The 17,143-nt window shown below is 44.7% G+C and carries 16 protein-coding genes; 3 read left to right on the plus strand and 13 right to left on the minus strand.

The features are described from left to right. Positions 1-58 precede the first annotated feature (58 nt). The 5 genes from katA to MHI21_RS13595 all read right to left on the minus strand — a co-directional run bounded on the left by katA (position 59) and on the right by MHI21_RS13595 (position 4,791). Positions 59-1,516 carry a catalase KatA gene (gene katA, locus MHI21_RS13575; protein ID WP_341161326.1) on the minus strand — a complete coding sequence of 486 codons (1,458 nt, stop codon included), beginning with the start codon at positions 1,514-1,516 and terminating at the stop codon, positions 59-61. Positions 1,517-1,805: 289 nt separating this feature from the next. Then, positions 1,806-2,408: an adenylyl-sulfate kinase gene (gene cysC / locus MHI21_RS13580; RefSeq protein WP_254325560.1), complete on the minus strand. Its 603-nt coding sequence runs from the start codon at positions 2,406-2,408 to the stop codon at positions 1,806-1,808. Between the two features lie 61 nt (positions 2,409-2,469). Continuing rightward, complete coding sequence (locus MHI21_RS13585) at positions 2,470-3,369, minus strand: TIGR02452 family protein (RefSeq protein ID WP_342418363.1); 900 nt, start codon at positions 3,367-3,369, stop codon at positions 2,470-2,472. Positions 3,370-3,374: 5 nt separating this feature from the next. Next, positions 3,375-3,857: an NADAR family protein gene (locus tag MHI21_RS13590; RefSeq protein WP_023988856.1), complete on the minus strand. Its 483-nt coding sequence runs from the start codon at positions 3,855-3,857 to the stop codon at positions 3,375-3,377. A 28-nt stretch (positions 3,858-3,885) separates the two neighbouring features. Further along, positions 3,886-4,791 (minus strand): NUDIX domain-containing protein, encoded by a 906-nt coding sequence (locus tag MHI21_RS13595; protein ID WP_342418364.1) that lies wholly within the window; start codon positions 4,789-4,791, stop codon positions 3,886-3,888. A gap of 284 nt (positions 4,792-5,075) precedes the next feature. Between MHI21_RS13595 and MHI21_RS13600 the strand changes: the two genes are divergently transcribed. Next, complete coding sequence (locus MHI21_RS13600) at positions 5,076-5,378, plus strand: hypothetical protein (protein WP_254347401.1); 303 nt, start codon at positions 5,076-5,078, stop codon at positions 5,376-5,378. Between the two features lie 107 nt (positions 5,379-5,485). Here MHI21_RS13600 and MHI21_RS13605 read toward each other — a convergent pair whose 3' ends face one another. Next, positions 5,486-6,544, minus strand: a complete 1,059-nt coding sequence (locus MHI21_RS13605; protein WP_341161324.1) for a DUF1835 domain-containing protein — start codon at positions 6,542-6,544, stop codon at positions 5,486-5,488. 135 nt (positions 6,545-6,679) lie between these two features. On the opposite strand from MHI21_RS13605, the gene glsA reads away from it, so the two are divergent. Beyond that, the gene (gene glsA, locus MHI21_RS13610; protein WP_069289638.1) at positions 6,680-7,618 is read left to right on the plus strand and encodes a glutaminase A; all 939 of its coding nucleotides are present in this window, start codon (positions 6,680-6,682) and stop codon (positions 7,616-7,618) included. 73 nt (positions 7,619-7,691) lie between these two features. On the opposite strand, the gene MHI21_RS13615 is transcribed toward glsA, so the two are convergent. Together MHI21_RS13615 and MHI21_RS13620 are read right to left on the minus strand one after the other, a co-directional pair. Continuing rightward, positions 7,692-8,558: a VOC family protein gene (locus tag MHI21_RS13615; protein ID WP_341161323.1), complete on the minus strand. Its 867-nt coding sequence runs from the start codon at positions 8,556-8,558 to the stop codon at positions 7,692-7,694. A 47-nt stretch (positions 8,559-8,605) separates the two neighbouring features. Beyond that, entirely contained in the window at positions 8,606-9,019 is a 414-nt protein-coding gene (locus tag MHI21_RS13620) for a DoxX family protein (RefSeq protein ID WP_341161322.1), read from the minus strand. Between the two features lie 271 nt (positions 9,020-9,290). Between MHI21_RS13620 and MHI21_RS13625 the strand changes: the two genes are divergently transcribed. Then, entirely contained in the window at positions 9,291-9,830 is a 540-nt protein-coding gene (locus MHI21_RS13625) for a cupin domain-containing protein (protein ID WP_013310428.1), read from the plus strand. Positions 9,831-9,955: 125 nt separating this feature from the next. On the opposite strand, the gene MHI21_RS13630 is transcribed toward MHI21_RS13625, so the two are convergent. From MHI21_RS13630 to MHI21_RS13650, 5 genes are all read right to left on the minus strand, one after another. After that, a complete protein-coding gene (locus tag MHI21_RS13630) occupies positions 9,956-10,963 on the minus strand; it encodes a copper amine oxidase N-terminal domain-containing protein (protein WP_342418365.1) in 1,008 nt (335 codons plus the stop codon). 38 nt (positions 10,964-11,001) lie between these two features. Next, the gene (locus MHI21_RS13635) at positions 11,002-12,123 is read right to left on the minus strand and encodes a phosphodiester glycosidase family protein (RefSeq protein WP_165176905.1); all 1,122 of its coding nucleotides are present in this window, start codon (positions 12,121-12,123) and stop codon (positions 11,002-11,004) included. Positions 12,124-12,344: 221 nt separating this feature from the next. Continuing rightward, positions 12,345-13,811, minus strand: coding sequence for a potassium/proton antiporter (locus tag MHI21_RS13640; RefSeq protein WP_061828294.1), 1,467 nt, complete (start codon positions 13,809-13,811; stop codon positions 12,345-12,347). A gap of 200 nt (positions 13,812-14,011) precedes the next feature. After that, entirely contained in the window at positions 14,012-15,400 is a 1,389-nt protein-coding gene (gene fumC / locus MHI21_RS13645) for a class II fumarate hydratase (protein WP_025722755.1), read from the minus strand. 164 nt (positions 15,401-15,564) lie between these two features. After that, entirely contained in the window at positions 15,565-17,109 is a 1,545-nt protein-coding gene (locus MHI21_RS13650) for a 2-isopropylmalate synthase (RefSeq protein ID WP_254349604.1), read from the minus strand. Positions 17,110-17,143: the final 34 nt, after the last annotated feature.

Genomic DNA, 17,143 nt, shown 5'->3' on the forward strand with positions numbered 1-17,143 from the left:
ACATCCTTTTATTATTTATTCATACGGGTTTATCAGATTAGAAGTTTGCAAAATCCTTTTACTCGCCTTGTGGAACGGTCAAGCCCAGACCATCCGCTACACGACGTCCATATTCAGGATCAGCTTTATAAAAATGACCGATCTGACGCAGTTTGATTTCATCACTTTCTACGGGCTTCATCGCATTTACGATGTTTCGGACCAAACGTGCGCGCTCTTCTTCACTGAGCAAGCGGTACAGGTCGCCCGGCTGTGTGTAGTGATCATGATGATCGTAGGCTACACTTTGCGCTTCGCCAGACACTTCAAAAGGAGCAATTTTGTGCGCAGGTGATTCTTTGGGTCCACCGAGACTATTAGGCTCGTAATAAACAGATCCTCCGCCATTGTTGTCACTGCGTAATGCACCATCACGTTGGTAGTTGTGTACTTCCGCATGCGGACGGTTAATCGGCAACGAGTTATGATTTGCACCTACACGGTAGCGATGTGCGTCGCCGTAGGCAAACAGGCGTCCTTGCAGCATTTTATCCGGGGATGCTTCAATTCCAGGAACAAATGAACCCGGAGAGAATGTCGCCTGCTCTACCTCAGCAAAGTAGTTCTCAGGATTGCGATTCAACACCATGCGCCCAACCTCAATCAGCGGATAATCCTTTTGAGACCATACTTTTGTCACATCAAATGGATCAAAGCGATACGTATCTGCATCTTCTACTGGCATAATCTGCACATGAAGTTTCCATGCCGGAAAATCACCTTTTTTGATGGCATTAAACAAATCTTCTGTATGATAATCCGGATTTTCACCGGCAATTTTCGCAGCCAAATCCACATCAAGATTTTGCACACCTTGCTCTGTTTTAAAATGATATTTCACCCATACTGCCTGTCCTTCGGCGTTGACCCACTTGAACGTGTGACTACCGAAACCATGCATATGTCTAAGTGTAGCTGGAATACCGCGGTCAGACATAAGGATACTTACCTGATGCAGCGATTCAGGAGATAAGGACCAGAAATCCCAAACTGCATTCGGGTTTTTCAGATGGGTTTGGGGATGACGTTTTTGCGTATGAATAAAGTCGGGAAATTTAATGGCATCCCGAATAAAAAACACAGGTGTATTATTGCCCACGAGATCATAGTTGCCTTCTTCTGTATAAAACTTCACCGCAAAACCACGTGGGTCGCGTACAGTATCGGACGAGCCCAGCTCACCCGCCACAGTAGAAAAACGGATAAACATCGGTGTACGCTTGCCCACTTCAGACAAGAAGCTTGCTTTTGTATATGCAGACAAATCATTAGTGACTTCAAAATATCCGTGCGCCCCTGCACCTTTTGCATGAACGACACGTTCCGGCACACGCTCCCGGTTAAAATGCGCCAGCTTCTCCAGCAGATGCACATCCTGAATTAGTGTGGGACCCCGTGAGCCTGCTGTGATCGAATTTTGATTATCTCCAACAGGAGCGCCCCAGCTTGTAGTCAGGTTCGTTGGTTGGTTACTCATGATTGAAATCACCTCTTGAATGAATTGGTTAACTATGTGCCTTTCACTATAAATTGTACACAAACAAAAATCAATACTTTTTTATAATTATTATAATCTAGGATTTAGAATTAGTTTAAAATCACAAATAAAAAAGCAAGCCCCATAAGGCTTGCCGTAAATGCAGTACTGTATTTATTCACCAATATATATGTTTCATTTTTACTTTCTATAATGATTACTTTGATCACTTCTCGAAGTTTTACCATTGAGGCTTTCAGATAATATTCATGTAGAATTCATCATAAAATCATAATAGCAGCTGCTTCCTATCAAGAAAATCCAAGATATCCTGAACCGACTGGATTACCTCTCGACCTTCAGTAGATACGATTAGATCAGGTTCCAGCGGTGCTTCATAGGGAGCATCAACCCCCGTAAAATGATGAATTTCTCCGGCACGCGCTTTCTTGTACATTCCTTTTGGATCGCGTCGCTCACATTCCTCCAGGCTGCACTGTATATAAATCTCATAGCAACCTTCCTGCTGTAAAATCTCCTTTACCATTTCACGATCTTCACGATAAGGGGAAATGGTGGCGCAAATCGTTAGAACACCCGCATGTGCCATTAGCTTTGCAACTTCAGCAATACGGCGGATATTTTCTTTACGGTCAGCGGGCAGGAAACCTAGATTCTGATTTAAACCGTGCCGAACATTATCTCCATCCAAAATAAACGTGTGTATGCCTCGTGCGTATAACGCTTTTTCAAGTGTGGAGGATACCGTTGATTTTCCCGAACCAGACAGCCCTGTAAACCAAAGCACCGGACTATTATGGCCATTCAAAAGCTGACGCGCTTGCTTATCAATATCGGACACATGCCAGGTTATATTCGAAGATGGATTCATTCAGCACCTTCCTTTTTCATGAAATATTATAGTAAAACAGTTTTTATGCACTGCCTTCACTTCAAGAAAGAACATTTTTAAAGCTATTTAAAGTATGTTGGTCTGCTTTGCGATCCAACACTGCAAAAACAATCCGGTCAAACAGCAAACCATATCCTTCATCTACAAGCACTTGCTTGAACCAGAGGGCAACCTCTTCTGGCTTATTGCGAAATACTCCGCAACCATAGGCTCCCAGCACAAGATGTTCTACGCCGTTTTGCTTAGCCATTCCAAAAACGTAACGGATCCGCTCCAGCATCACTTCCCCAATCCGATTCACCTGCTCTGGCTCCCGTTCTCGCACAACTCCAGCATTTACAGCAGGTGCGGTCAGGAAGTCGACTTGATATGGCTTCTCCAACAATGTTCCCTGATCATCCCGAAATACCGGAACTTCAGGCGAATAAATCATATAATCTGAATAAAAACAGCTCCGCAGCTTCCGATTATGTCCATACATCTCTTCCATTTGTGAAATGCAAGGATATAATGCTGACGAACGAGCCAAGCTTTCTTCTTGAGCCTGGCTGCCTCCGAGAAATCCACCTCCCGGGTTTTTAGCTGATGCAAAATTCAAACACGCCACGTGGGTCAGCTTCTCCTCTACCTGGAGTCTGTATGCCGCCTGTAACGTGCTTTCTCCCGTAATTTCCAATTTTGCAATAATCGTCTGTTCTTCTATGCGGGAAGAAGGCCCCAATATACTTTTTATTCTTTGCTCTGTTTCTTGCTTTACAGCTACCAGTTGAGAAGGTGTATATAACTTCGAGCCTGTGACCGCATTTCCTATCTCTTTTGTCATATTTACTTGAACTGGTTTGATATTCGTGTAATATCCATTCTCCAAAATGGATAGTGTCTCCTGCGCCATATGTGATCGTGCATCCCGGCTACTCCGGGAATTCATTGTATTTATCATGGTGACTATTCCTCCTTTTGCAATACATCCTCACGTAAATTCGTCAATATTTCCCCAAGCCAGTTCGTGCCACGCCATAGCTTGCGGTTCCGTATACGAGCATCGCTCTCAGCTAAGCCTACACCCCAAATGGTGTCGGTTGGACTAGCTTCAACCAGAGTGGTTCCTTTCGTTTTAAGCAGGTGCTTGAGCAAATTCGGATTTTGTGTAAACTTAGCGTAATTACCGTCATATACAAATTGCCGGCAATTGGCCTCCCACAAGGATTGGTCAAATCCGCGCACACTGCGGCCCCGGGCTTTTTGCTCCCTTGGGGTGGGGGCTTGCATAATTTTCAAGGCCGCCTCTTCATCCCCAAAAAGCTGTGCTTTTTTCAACATCATATATTGCTCGGCACAGTTAAACTCCAATCCATCCACGACAAAATCAGATGGATACCATTGCGAAAATGGCGAATGACTGCGATAAAAAAATGTAAACTTTTCCATGAAGATTCCTCATTTCATATTCCTTATGCTACATTAAACGCGACCGAGGCTTAAATCGGTATAACTTGGACGGACGATGTCCAGCCGCCTTTCTATACTCATTGGTTTCTTCCACGAGATCAGCTATTTTGCGACGAAAAGCTGCGGCCAACAGCTCCTTACCTAGAATAATTTCATACACCTGCTGAAGCTCACTCAGTGTAAATAGAGCTGGCATCAGGTGAAACGCGATATCTGTGTATTCTATTTTGCTGCGCAGACGCTCTATACCGTACGCAATAATTTTGGCATGATCAAAAGCAATTCCTTGTGACTCCAGCACCTCTCGCTTGATTTCAATGGTTCTTCCCTTAAGAATTTCAGTTATTTTTACTTTGGCTGATAGATGGATGTCCCCATGCTTCAATGTGATATCAATGTCTTGTTCCCATGTGTAACCTTCCGGCTGCTTCGTCCGCGTCTCCTGAGCTACGCTGTAATCCAGCTCAAACCATTGGGCATCAGCGGCATCATCCCCCGCCTGTACCTCCAAGGAATCGTGGTCCACCAATGCCATGTAAGCGCAGCTAATTACCCGCATACGAGGATCACGTGCCACATCTCCCCAAGTATATAGCTGCTCCATATAAATCTGATCCACATTCGTTTCCGTTTTAAGCTCGCGTCGTGCAGCCTCTTCCAGACTTTCATCTATACCTACAAAACCACCCGGCAACGCCCATTGCCCTATATACGGATGCTCCCCTCTTTGGATCAAAAGAAGCTGAAGGGTCTTCTCCGGCAGCTTCCGGTAATTTTGTTGGAGCTGATCCATTACCGTAAATAGCAGCATATCTACCGTTACGGATGGGCGCTCATATTCATTCGCATCATACAGGGCCAAGAACTCCTCTTCCGTCAAGCCACTGTGATTATGTTTCGATCCATCTGTCACTTGCCTCACCTACCTGTTCATATATGGGTCATTTGTCGCTTTTAGTGACGAATGCTCTATGTAACTTTTAATTTGAATCAATTGATAAAAACAAAATGTTAATATCAATACAGTAATATATAAAAACTGCTTCGTCAATAGGGTGTATAGTCCTATTTTTAATCATTTGATAGTACTATTAGACTGTTTACTGAATTTCACTTGTTGCTTATTGTCATATCATGTATGATGTTTTGGTCAATATAGGAAACACAACATACTAATCACGTAGGGAGAAGATCTAATTGTCTAACCAGTTTAATCCGCAATTCAATCAGCAAGGAGCACCATCCAGACCAGCCCCTGTTTACCCGCCTCCTGTATCATTCAAGGAGTGGATGATCAGTTTACTTCTGATGGCTATACCGGTAGTTGGACTTATTATGCTATTTGTGTGGGCATTTAGCGGCTCGACTAATCCGAGCAAAGCTAACTATGCTAAAGCAGGCCTTCTTTGGGCAGCTATTGTAATTGTGATCTATATCATTATGGCTGTTGCTCTGTTGCCTGCCATCATAAGTTCATTGAATTCAAGCAGCTACTATTGATTCTAATTACATAGCAAAATAACCTTCCGATGAATAGCCTGATCATCAGAAGATCTTTAAACTAAACTGCCGATCTCGTCGGCAGTTTTATTTGATTTCTTTTCGCTTTACTCTTTTATTTTCACAGCATAACGATTCATCATTCCCGGCATCCCCTGAAAATCAAGTTTGCCATAAGCGATCAACTGTTGAATCCGGTATTCCAAAAAAGTATCGCTTCTTGGCTGCGACCACTGCGTTAAAGCTTGACCTATTATTTTTCCGGTGTTCACAAATTCCAGATTATCAGCTAACTGTATCTGGCTAATCATATCAAGCATGGCCTTATCCAAATAATCCTCCGGCACATGAACAATACGGTCATTGTCCCATAATCTCAGGACACTATCTTGCTCGCTAAGCTCCAACCACTCCCGTTCGTATCGACGTCGGTCTTCCATACACACCACATAAAGTTCATCTTTACTTCGCTTAATGAACCGTTCGATTTCTTTCGAATGCACCACGCCCATGGATAAAGGGAATGGACTCTCATTATATAAATAATCATCCGGTTCCCGCTCCAAGGTATCCGTGACATTAATGACTCGAATAGGTGTAGCTCTGTTGCGCAAGAGATATAATGCAAAGCGTAATCCAACCTGCTCGTCAGCATTAGAGCCACACCAGATCGTGATCGACTTATCATCCGGAATTTCACTAAGGGTAACCATCATCTGTTCAATACGCTGCTCCCAATTGGCGTAATGGAAAAACTCATAATGCATCATCCGTTCAGCCAACCAGCTGTGACGGTTTTCTTGTCCTTCTGATGTTTCCAACCTCCACAATGGTCCTATGGAAAACTGATCATTAAAAGACAGAACGATACTCTCAAGCCGCAATCCTGCACCGGAAAGTCCTACCTTCATCGAGCCTGCGGCAGACTGAGAAAACAATAGATGCACATGCCTCTCCCGGGTGCGTTCATGCTCCAGACGCTCATTTCGGCTCGTTTCCACATCATTTGCCCACTGTTTCAATATGGGGTTAGCCCATTCAGGATTTTTGTCTGATAAGGCTGCAGCCTGCTCCAGTACACTACGTACAAAACCTCTAAGTCTTCGACCCTTAAAAACCTCATCATAGTCTTCATCAAAATTCGGTTCATTATGAGATAACAACAAATCACTACCTCCTCTTATCAAATTCAATTCAAACTTGTCTTTCGACCAGAAATATCTTTAGAATAGGCGTATAGCTATCACTTCTTACTCTACAATAAAATACCACAGATTGGTTACTCGACTGGAGGAAAATAAATGACATCGGAGTGGCAGAGATTACAGACCAAACTGCCGGAATGGGTAGAACAAAGCCGTCATGAGTATATTCATGGCAAGGTAGCAGCATATATTCCCGAGCTGTCCAAAGCACCAGCCGACGCGCTGGGTATTGTTGTAATGAACGGTGCGGGCGAGACCGTGGTAGCCGGGGATACGGAAATCCAATTTACGATGCAAAGTATCTCAAAGGTATTTACGCTCATTCTGGCCTTGATGGATAATGGAGAGGACGTTGTCTTCTCTAAGGTGGGTATGGAGCCTACCGGAGACCGTTTTAATTCCATGCTAAAGCTAGAACTAGTTGAGCCGGGCATTCCGTTTAACCCACTGATTAACGCCGGAGCAATCGCAGTCTCCTCTCTGATTCGCGGGAACAGTCCAGAAGAGAGATTTGCCCGTGTTCTCCAATTTTTCCGCCTGCTTACCCACAATGACACATTGGAATATGATCAGGATGTCTACGATTCAGAATCAGCTACAGGCCATTTGAACCGTTCCCTTGCTTATTTTCTAATGGAAAAAGGAATTTTAAGAGGTCATGTGGAGGATGTGCTTGAAGTTTATTTCAGACATTGTGCTGTCAAATTGAACTGTACTGATTTAGCTCGTATGGGACTTGTATTAGCTTACAATGGTCGAGATCCAGTGACAGGTATACCGCTGATTCCCCGCCGCTATGTACAGATCGCCAAAACATTTATGACGACATGCGGCATGTATGACGCCTCAGGGGAATTCGCCATTCAAGTCGGACTACCTGCCAAAAGCGGCGTATCAGGCAGTATTATGACGATGGTACCCGGACGATATGGCATTGGACTGGTTGGACCTTCTCTGAACCGTATGGGCAACAGTACAGCTGGTGTACACTTGCTGGAGAAGATGTCTCGGGATTTGGACTGGAGCTTATTCTAAGTATACGAAAAAAGGGTATTCCCAGCCTTTACGGCTTAATAGGAATACCCTTTTTTGTTACGTGCCTTCTTTGTTACGAGATTTGACCGTTAATCAGTTTAATTTGAATGCGGAACGGATCAGCTACATACTTGGCGCCCTCGCGTTCTTGCACTCCATAGCCTGCAGCCTCTAAACGAGCGACAATGGCATCCAATTCCTTCTGATCTGGTACGATCAATTCAAAATAATCCAATCCGGCAGCGTGCTCAGGAGCTGGTGGTGCTCCTTCACCTGCCCATATGTTCAAGCCCATATGGTGGTGGTAACCACCTGCGGAAACGAACAAGGCTGAAGAGCCATACCGGCACGTAATGTCAAAGCCAAGCACATCGCAATAAAATTGCTGTGCTTTGAGCAAATTAGACACATGGAAGTGGACGTGCCCAATTACCGTTCCCTGAGGTAGTCCCTGCCAAGGTAGATTTTCGGAAATCGCAACCAAGTTTTCTGCATCCACGGGATCTGTTCCCATCATGTAAAATCCATTTGCATCCTTTTTCCACTGATCACGGGGACGATCTGCATAGATTTCAATTCCGTTATTATCGGGATCATGGATATATAGGGCTTCACTTACATCATGGTCTCCCTGTCCGATTTCAATCTCATGAGCCAGCAGATTACGCAAAGACAGGCCCAGAGCTACACGGTTTGGGACAAGAATAGCAAAATGATATAACCCGGCAGCAGATTGACGCGGCAGAATAACTGCATTTTCAATATAGTTAAGGATCAGTAGCGCATGCTTCCCATCGACAGTCAATTCGGCGGTATTCGCCGTTTGACGCAGTAGCTGAAAACCAACCACCTCTGTATAAAATTGAATAGAACGCTCCAAGTTACTAACTTTTAATGAAACCTGCCCAATTTTGGTGTTGTCATGTATATGTGCTGTCATGAGATTTCCCTCTTTCTACATGGATTGGAGGACTAAACAATCAAAAATTACTTTTCTGTTGACTCACGACGCCCGAACAAAGAGTCCAGAGACAAGCGAGTCGTTGGTGCAAATACCAGATGAAGAGCTACCAGAATAAAAGCAATATCCAGCTCATAGCCAGCGCCTTGACCATTCCCCATCAATCCGCCGGACAATTTTGCTGTGAAAATAGCGCCGATCAAAACAATAACCAAAAGCCCAGATACATAACGAGTAAGCAATCCAAGAATCAATGCAATCCCGCCGACCAACTCAATCACCGCAACGACATAACCTAGAAATCCTGGAACGCCAATGCTGGAAAACCAGCCTGCCACATTACCCAACCCCATTTGGAATTTAGCAATTCCGTGTGCCAAAAACAAAATTCCCAGCGCCACCCGCATAATTGTAGAAATGTTTTTGCTTGCTGAACTCATGTTTATCTCTCTCCATTCTGTTTGTTTATTACACTCATACAAGTGCATATGAATAATTAATTTATATTACTAATAATTTGGTTAAAAAAATAATACCGTCCCGATCTAAGCTGCAACACATTTGGATGAATCAAACTCAAATTATTAGTAATAGGAATAATTATTTTGTAATGTGAATTTATCATAATAAACTGTAGTCTGTCAACAAATTATTTGGTATGATAAATATTAAATTAGTATACATTATATTCCCTTAAAGGAGGAACGCTCTATGGGTATAGGATGCAACATACGCGCCGCTCGTAAACGTAAAAATTTATCCATCCAGCAAATATGTGAACGAACCGGACTATCGCAAGGGTTTATGAGTCAAGTAGAAAATAATAAAACCTCCCCTTCCATCGCAACATTGGACAGTATCGCAAATGCGCTTAAGGTTCCCCTTGCTTTTCTGCTTCTTAAAGAAGAGGAACGGATGCAAGTGATTCGCAAGGACGAGCGTCGTAAAACGTTATATGGTAAAAACAACCTCCAGGTTGATCATTTGGGGGGGCAAGGAAACGTTAAAATGATGCTGGTGGACATGCCGCCAGGCTCATCTACAGAAGAGGAGCATGCTCATGCGGGGGATGAAATCCATTTTATCTTGGAGGGCACGGTATACGTGGAGCAAGGCGAGGATTCGGCTACTCTGGAAGCAGGGGATTCCTTTAGCTGGAGAGCAGCTATCCCCCACTATGCCAAAAACGTAGGAGAAAACAACGCACGAATTCTGATCTCCGTGTTTCTCGAAGCAGATAATGACGCTTAATCGATATTTACGCAAGCACGAAGCAACAAAAATACAAATCCTATCGAAAAAAGCGCGTACCGGAAGTATCTTTACTTCAACGATCCGCGCTTCTTATATTTTCATTTGCTATTGCTGCTCTTAACTTATTCCATCGCCTGCTGGACATCTGTACGCGATTCCCACGGTAGCTTGAAGGTTTTCATAATTTGTTTGGTATCGGCCGGGAGTCCAGTTATCGGATCACCAGTAGTACCCAGCAGTTCTTCTTTTTTATCCGTAGTAATACGCCCATAGAAAGTGGTACTGCTGTCTCCCCATCCTGTAGTGAACTCGTAGATCAGCGGCTTATTTATTTTCGGATAAGTTCCCCACTGATTTTTGGCTTTATTCTCCAAAAAACGCCCCAGCGGGTCGTATTCCATTGTAAATTCTTTATCAAAGGGAGCTCCCACATACCCTTGATAGGTGACAATCGGAAAACCGTCCTTCACTTCAACCAGACTCAGCACATCCCCGTTCACTGTAAAATACCGTAATGCTTCACCTTGGGGGAACATGTAAACACTGGACAGAAGCTCAGTGTTAGGACGGTGTGCTTCTATATAAGGATGGACAGAACTTCTGTTTATGCGGATTAACGCTTCGCGTGCTGCCACGAGATCTCCCTCATATATTTGTTCTTTTAGTTTACCGTGAATCGGAGGCTGAATCTGAATCTGTGTATTTGTCTTCTCCAACGTATAACCTAAATCAAGCGAAACATCTCTCAGAGGTATATATACTTCTTTACTTACAACTTCAAAGGTAAGTTGCTGCTGGTTCTTACGTGATCGCTCCTTAAGAATCAAGGGTTCTGCCCACTTTTGTAGCGTGACCTGCTTCTTTTTGACATCCCAATGGTAGGTTGCACCCACAGCTTCGGCGAAAGGTTTAAGCGGAACCATGAGCTTTCCGTCGATCAGTAGAAGCTTAGCCTTGCTGTCTATAGGTTGACCGTTTATAACAATATCTATGAACTGCGTTGATTGAGACGCTATGGCACCCTGTTCAGCAGCTTCGGCAACCGCTTGATGCATTGTGGTCGAGAGTAAGGATAGCATTAACAAGGCGACAAACAATCGCTGAAATTCTGCTCGTTTTAGCTTCATCATCAGTCTCCGTTCACTTAATGAACTTGTTCATTCCTGATCTATCTCTTTTTGGCTGCGTCAATGTCTCCAGGATTCAAACCTTCCCATATGTTCGGGATACTAACGGTCTCTGGATGCTCAAATACGAGAAACGCAGTCGGCAAATACCGCTCTCCGTATTCAGAAGAAGGCTTGTTTACAATGGCATTATCCTTGACGAGCACCGTTGAAGAACCTCCATCCAGATTAGCACCGATAACCGCTCCATGTTTAAGCAAAATATTTTGCATATCATACAAGTTGGCACCAATGCTGTACCCAGGCTGACGACCGTCGATGGTCACGAATATAATGGCCCCGTCTGCTCTTTGCCCCATTGCGGTACGGGGAGCGATTCCCCACCCCTCGCTTGCATTGCGAATCAAACCTTTCCCATTCACGATTAGGCGTGGTTGAAAAGTAACCGCTTCTTGCACATTCATTTTGGACAACTCGGACAACGAATAGTGACCGGCTATCATTTTTCCCTGTTTATCAATACCTACGATTTGAACAGAGGCATTTTTGCCCATATCATTGTAGTATATCTCTCCCTGGGAAATGACAACGCCAATCGGTTTAAAACCATTCCCATTCCAGTTGGGATCGGCAAAGCCACCGCCATTTACGCCAGCAACAGCCCCTAAACGCTCGACCATACTAGATACCCTTTCTCCCCGGCCGACCTTGGCAGGAACCCCGAGCCGAATTTTAGTGGGGTCATGAACCGTCATAACATAGCCATGATAGTTACGGCCCGATACCTCTTCCACTTCAACCAGCGGCGTTTGTTGTACTTTGGTCGGTATCAGATCAGGCAAATTGATTGTGTGTCTGTCCTTCTCCTCACCCATCGCTTCAAAACGGGCCGAATATTCAGCCACACGTTTTTTCGCCTCTGCTTCACCGATAAAGTACTTCGCCCAGTGACGATGTTGGGTGGTGATCAGCGTATCCGCAGCCAAATAGCGCATGTCCTTGCCAGATGACGTTAAGAACAACCACGCACCACCCCCTATTCCTGCTAACAGGAATACAATAAAAAGTCGCAGCATAAAGCGACCGAATTTTCCTTTTCGTTTCTTTTTTCTATTTTTCTGCCTGCGAGCTGCTGCACGCTGTGGCAAGACTTCCGGTTTCATTCATCATCTCTCCTGTTATTAGTGACTTCTATTTTATTCATCACTATGGCCCATCAAATGATCCGTAACGATAGGCAGCGACATCTAACGACAATATCATAAACTAATTTTGTAGAATGATAGTGTCAATTTTTTAACAGATTCATCCACTCTGAAAAAAACACAGGAAAAAGTCCTCCACATGAATGTGAAGGACTGTAATTAAGGGTACTCTACGCTTTTTACGGAGCAGCCTCTGGTTCGAGTAGCATGAACAGTTCTTTCATCTGCTGTCGCTTGAGTTTGGGACTAAGCACATACAATGTATCGCCTGGTTCAATTACAGTAGTGCCTCTAGGGGCAATAATTTGCTCGTTCCGAATTATGGCTGTGAATAAAATATCTTCAGGCAACTGTATATCCTGAATCGCTTTGCCCGCTATCGACATCCCTTTTTGTACCTGAATGTGGTTGATTTCCGAAGTGGTTTTTCCCAGAGAAACTAATTCCAGCAGTGAAGGAGATGACGTCTCGTTAGGGTCCATCAAGCCAAGCTTCACCGCTAGCCACGAAATAGTGGTACCTTGAATAATCGCAGAAGTGAGCACGACGAAAAATACAACATTAAAAAACAAGGGTCCTACATCCATCTCATCCAGTAAAGGATAGGTTGCTAGTACAATAGGTACTGCCCCCCGCAGTCCTGCCCAGGATAACAGTGTCTTCTCGCGCACAGAGTACCTGGAAAAAAGTAAGCTTAGGAACACGCCTATTGGACGAGCCACGAGCATGAGGATGAAGGAGAGCGCCAAGCTTTGCCACGCAATGCCCAGCAATTGATCGGGAAAGACCAATAGGCCGAGCAGGACAAACATCATAATCTGCACCATCCAGGCGAAACCATTGTTAAAATGAATAATGGATCGCTTGTAGGTCAAGTCGGAATTTCCCAAGACAATGGCCATGACATAAACCGCCAGCAATCCGCTTGCCTCCAGTAACGATGCCGCCGCATACGTCAAGACTGCAAATGCCAGCGCCATTACAGGATACAAACCGGATGAATCAAAATTCATTTTATTAATCGCATATACACCTATGCGTCCGAGTACAAAACCAACGACTAAACCGAAACCCATTTCCCATAAAAATAACAAGATATGTATCCAAATGGATTGCTCAGGGTGATGTATCAGCTCAATCAATGTTACTGTGAGAAATACAGCCATCGGGTCATTACTGCCGGATTCCGCTTCGAGCGTTGAGGTAATTCGTTTTTTGATGTTTTTACCTCCTAGAACGGAAAACACGGCCGCCGCATCGGTCGATCCGACAATAGCGCCAAACAGCATGGATTCCATCCAGCTTACGCCTAAAATAAACTTGGCGCATACGCCAATAACTACGGTCGTAATGATGACCCCTAACGTTGATAATGACATTGCAGGTCGAATAACCGGCTTAACATCTGCAAACTTTGTCTGCATCCCGCCTTCAAACAAGATTACAATGAGCGCGAGAATGCCCACCAGCTGTGTGATAAAGGCATTATCAAAATAAATAAACTGACTGAGCACCATACCTACGGCAATAAACAAAACGAGCGCAGGCATACCGAAACGGCTGGAAAATTTGGTAGTCAGCACGCCAACCAGCAGCAAGCCGGACAGCAAAAGTACAATCAAATTAATAACGGTTGTCTGTTCCATACGGCTTCTCCTATCTTGAAAATAGATATTCAATTTTTCGCCTTCTATCTATATACCCTCAAATCACACAGAATACTAATCCTAAATAAAAAATTATATAATAAAATCAAAAAATCCAGCTCATGGTTTGTGCTAAATCGCACTCCATGAGCTGGTTTGTATATTTTTTATAAGGCTTAAGCAGAGACTATCGTCGTGCTTTAGGCTTTAGGATGAATCATATGCGCAGGTACAACATATTGATCGAACTGTTCTTCAGTCAACAGCCCGCTGCGGAGTGCCGCTTCTTTTAGGGACAGCCCTTCTGCATGTGCAAGTTTGGCGATTTTAGCGGCATTTTCATATCCGATATGTGGATTCAATGCCGTCACCAGCATCAGCGAATTATTCAAATTGTGCTCAATTTTAGCGAGATCAGGCTCGATGCCAATCGCACAGTTGTCGTTAAAAGCAATCATGGAATCGGCCAGCAGATGAACAGATTGCAAAAAATTGTAGATGATTACTGGCTTAAACACGTTCAGTTCAAAATTACCCTGACTCGCAGCAAAGCCGATAGCTGCATCATTACCCATTACTTGCGTAACGACCATCGTCAGTGCTTCACTTTGAGTCGGATTCACCTTACCTGGCATAATGGAGCTACCTGGCTCGTTAGCAGGAATCGTGATTTCGCCCAAGCCGCTACGCGGACCACTTGCCAGCCAGCGAACATCATTGGCGATTTTCATCAAATCAGCCGCGAGCGCTTTGACTGCTCCATGTACGGCCACCACTTCATCGTGGCTGGTCAGTGCATGAAATTTATTGGGTGCGGAAGTGAACGTTTTGCCAGTGAAACTGGAAATTTCCGCAGAGGTTCGGGAGCCGAACTCTGGATGAGCGTTAATTCCTGTCCCTACCGCGGTTCCGCCAATCGCCAGCTCCTTCATGTATTGCACCGTGTCAATGATAATTCGCTTGCTCTTGTCCAGCATGGCATACCAGCCGCTTATTTCCTGACCCAGCGTAAGCGGTGTCGCATCTTGTAAATGGGTTCGCCCAATTTTTATAATATCCTTGAATTGCTCTGACTTCTGTTGAAAAGTCTCCTTCAGCTTATCAATGGCAGGCAACAAACGGTCCTCCACTGCAATGACACCCGCTACATGAAGCGCCGTAGGAAACGTATCATTTGAGCTTTGCGACATGTTTACATCGTCATTGGGATGCAGCTTCGTATCTTTTCCCTGCTCTTGTAACCATTGGCTTCCCAGATGAGCAATCACTTCATTTACATTCATATTGGACTGCGTACCGCTTCCTGTCTGCCATACAACCAACGGGAAATGGTCATCAACCCGCCCTGCGAGAATTTCGTCCGCTGCATAAATAATGGCGTCCTGCTTCTCCTGTGATAACTTACCCAGCTTATAGTTACTGATCGCCGCGCTTTTTTTAAGCACCGCGAACGCCTGTATGACCTCTAATGGCATTTTCTCCGAGCCAATCGGGAAATTTTCCTTGCTGCGCTGTGTTTGCGCTCCCCACAGACGGTCTGCCGGTACCTTGATTTCGCCCAACGTATCCTTTTCGATGCGGTAGTTCAACTCATTTCCTCCTCTTGGCCTATGTAATTCAGACAAAATATGGTGCTCTCTCTTGCCTATTATACATTAAATTTCAAATGTTATCATTTATTTTGCAAGCGCTTTTTTACGATGCGGCCAGAGGAGGCGAAAGGAAATTTCATTTACAAGCATGGCTACTAGGTTCAACTAATGGTGATATTGCTTTTGCCATGGACTTCTTTTCTGCCCAGTAGCTTGTTCAGCGCATCGATGTAAGCTTTGGCGCTAGCTTCCAAAATATCAGTACTTGTGCCTCTTCCCAGAGCTGTGTACTCACCTTGCCTCAAAATAGCGTGTACTTCCCCCAACGCATCTTTGCCATATGTTACAGATTGGATCGAATAATCCTCCAACTCCACCTCTTCACCACTGGCCTTGTCTATAGCATGGAAAATCGCATCTACAGAACCGTTACCCATTGCTACTTCATCAATTGCTGTCCCATCTTGTTTACTCAACCGAATGGATGCGACTGGAACCGACTGATTGCCATAAGACACCTGAATGGAATCCAGTGTGTACATTTGAGGTGAGGCATTGCGGCTTTCGTCCATCAGGACGTGCAAATCTTCATCTAGCACCTGTTTTTTCTTATCCGTCAAGGCCTTGAATTTGCGGAACGCCTCTTGCAGCTGTTCCTCCGTCAAAGCATCAAACCCCATGTCCGCCAGTTTTTCTTTAAATGCATGTCGACCCGAGTGCTTGCCCAACACAAGTTTACTCGTCTTCAGCCCAATACGCTCAGGGGACACGATCTCATACGTTGTACGCTCTTTAAGCATTCCGTCCTGGTGTATACCGGACTCGTGAGCAAACGCATTGGCTCCAACAATGGCCTTGTTTCCCGGTACCGACATCCCCGTACGTTTGCTCACTAGGCGACTGGTGGCATACAGCTCCTCCAAAACCAGACTCGTTTGTGCACCATAAAGCTCGGTTCTGGTATCAAGGGCCAGTGCAACTTCCTCGATAGGTGTATTTCCGGCTCGCTCACCGATTCCATTGATGGTACCTTCAAATTGATCTACACCATTACGGATGGCCGCCAGCGTGTTAGCTGTTGCCATGCCAAGATCATCATGACAATGTGTGCTGAGTTGTATTTTTTCGATACCGGGCACTTGTTGCTTTACAATTCTAAACATTTCACCGAACTGATCCGGCGAGGCATATCCCACCGTATCCGGTAAATTGACGACTGTCGCTCCAGCACGAATCGCCATATCCACGACTTCACAAATAAAGTCCAGCTCGGTACGACTGGCGTCCTCTGCTGAAAATTCTACCTTGCTGAAATACTTGCGTCCATAACGAATGGCAGCAGCAGCGGTCTCTAATACTTTCGCTTTATCCATTCGCAGCTTATGTTGGCGGTGAATGGGTGAGGTAGCCAGGAACAAATGAAGACAGGTATCCTCAGCTCCTCGTAGCGCCTCTCTGACTGCATCAATATCCTGTTCTTTCGAGCGTGCAAAACCAACCAGTGTTGCTTGGGTAACCTGTTTGGCAATCTCCTGCATGCTGATAATCTCACCAGGCGAGGTTGCTGGAAAGCCGGTCTCAATCCGATCTACGCCTAATTTTTGCAGCTGAAGAGCAATTTCCACCTTTTCTGTGCTGGTTAAGCTAACCCCTGGTGATTGCTCTCCATCTCTTAACGTTGTGTCCAACACCCATATTTTGCGCATGCAGATACCACCTTTGGTTTGATTTTAGGAGATG

The sequence above is a fragment of the Paenibacillus sp. FSL H8-0168 genome (assembly GCF_038592955.1).
Lineage (GTDB): Bacteria > Bacillota > Bacilli > Paenibacillales > Paenibacillaceae > Paenibacillus > Paenibacillus polymyxa_B.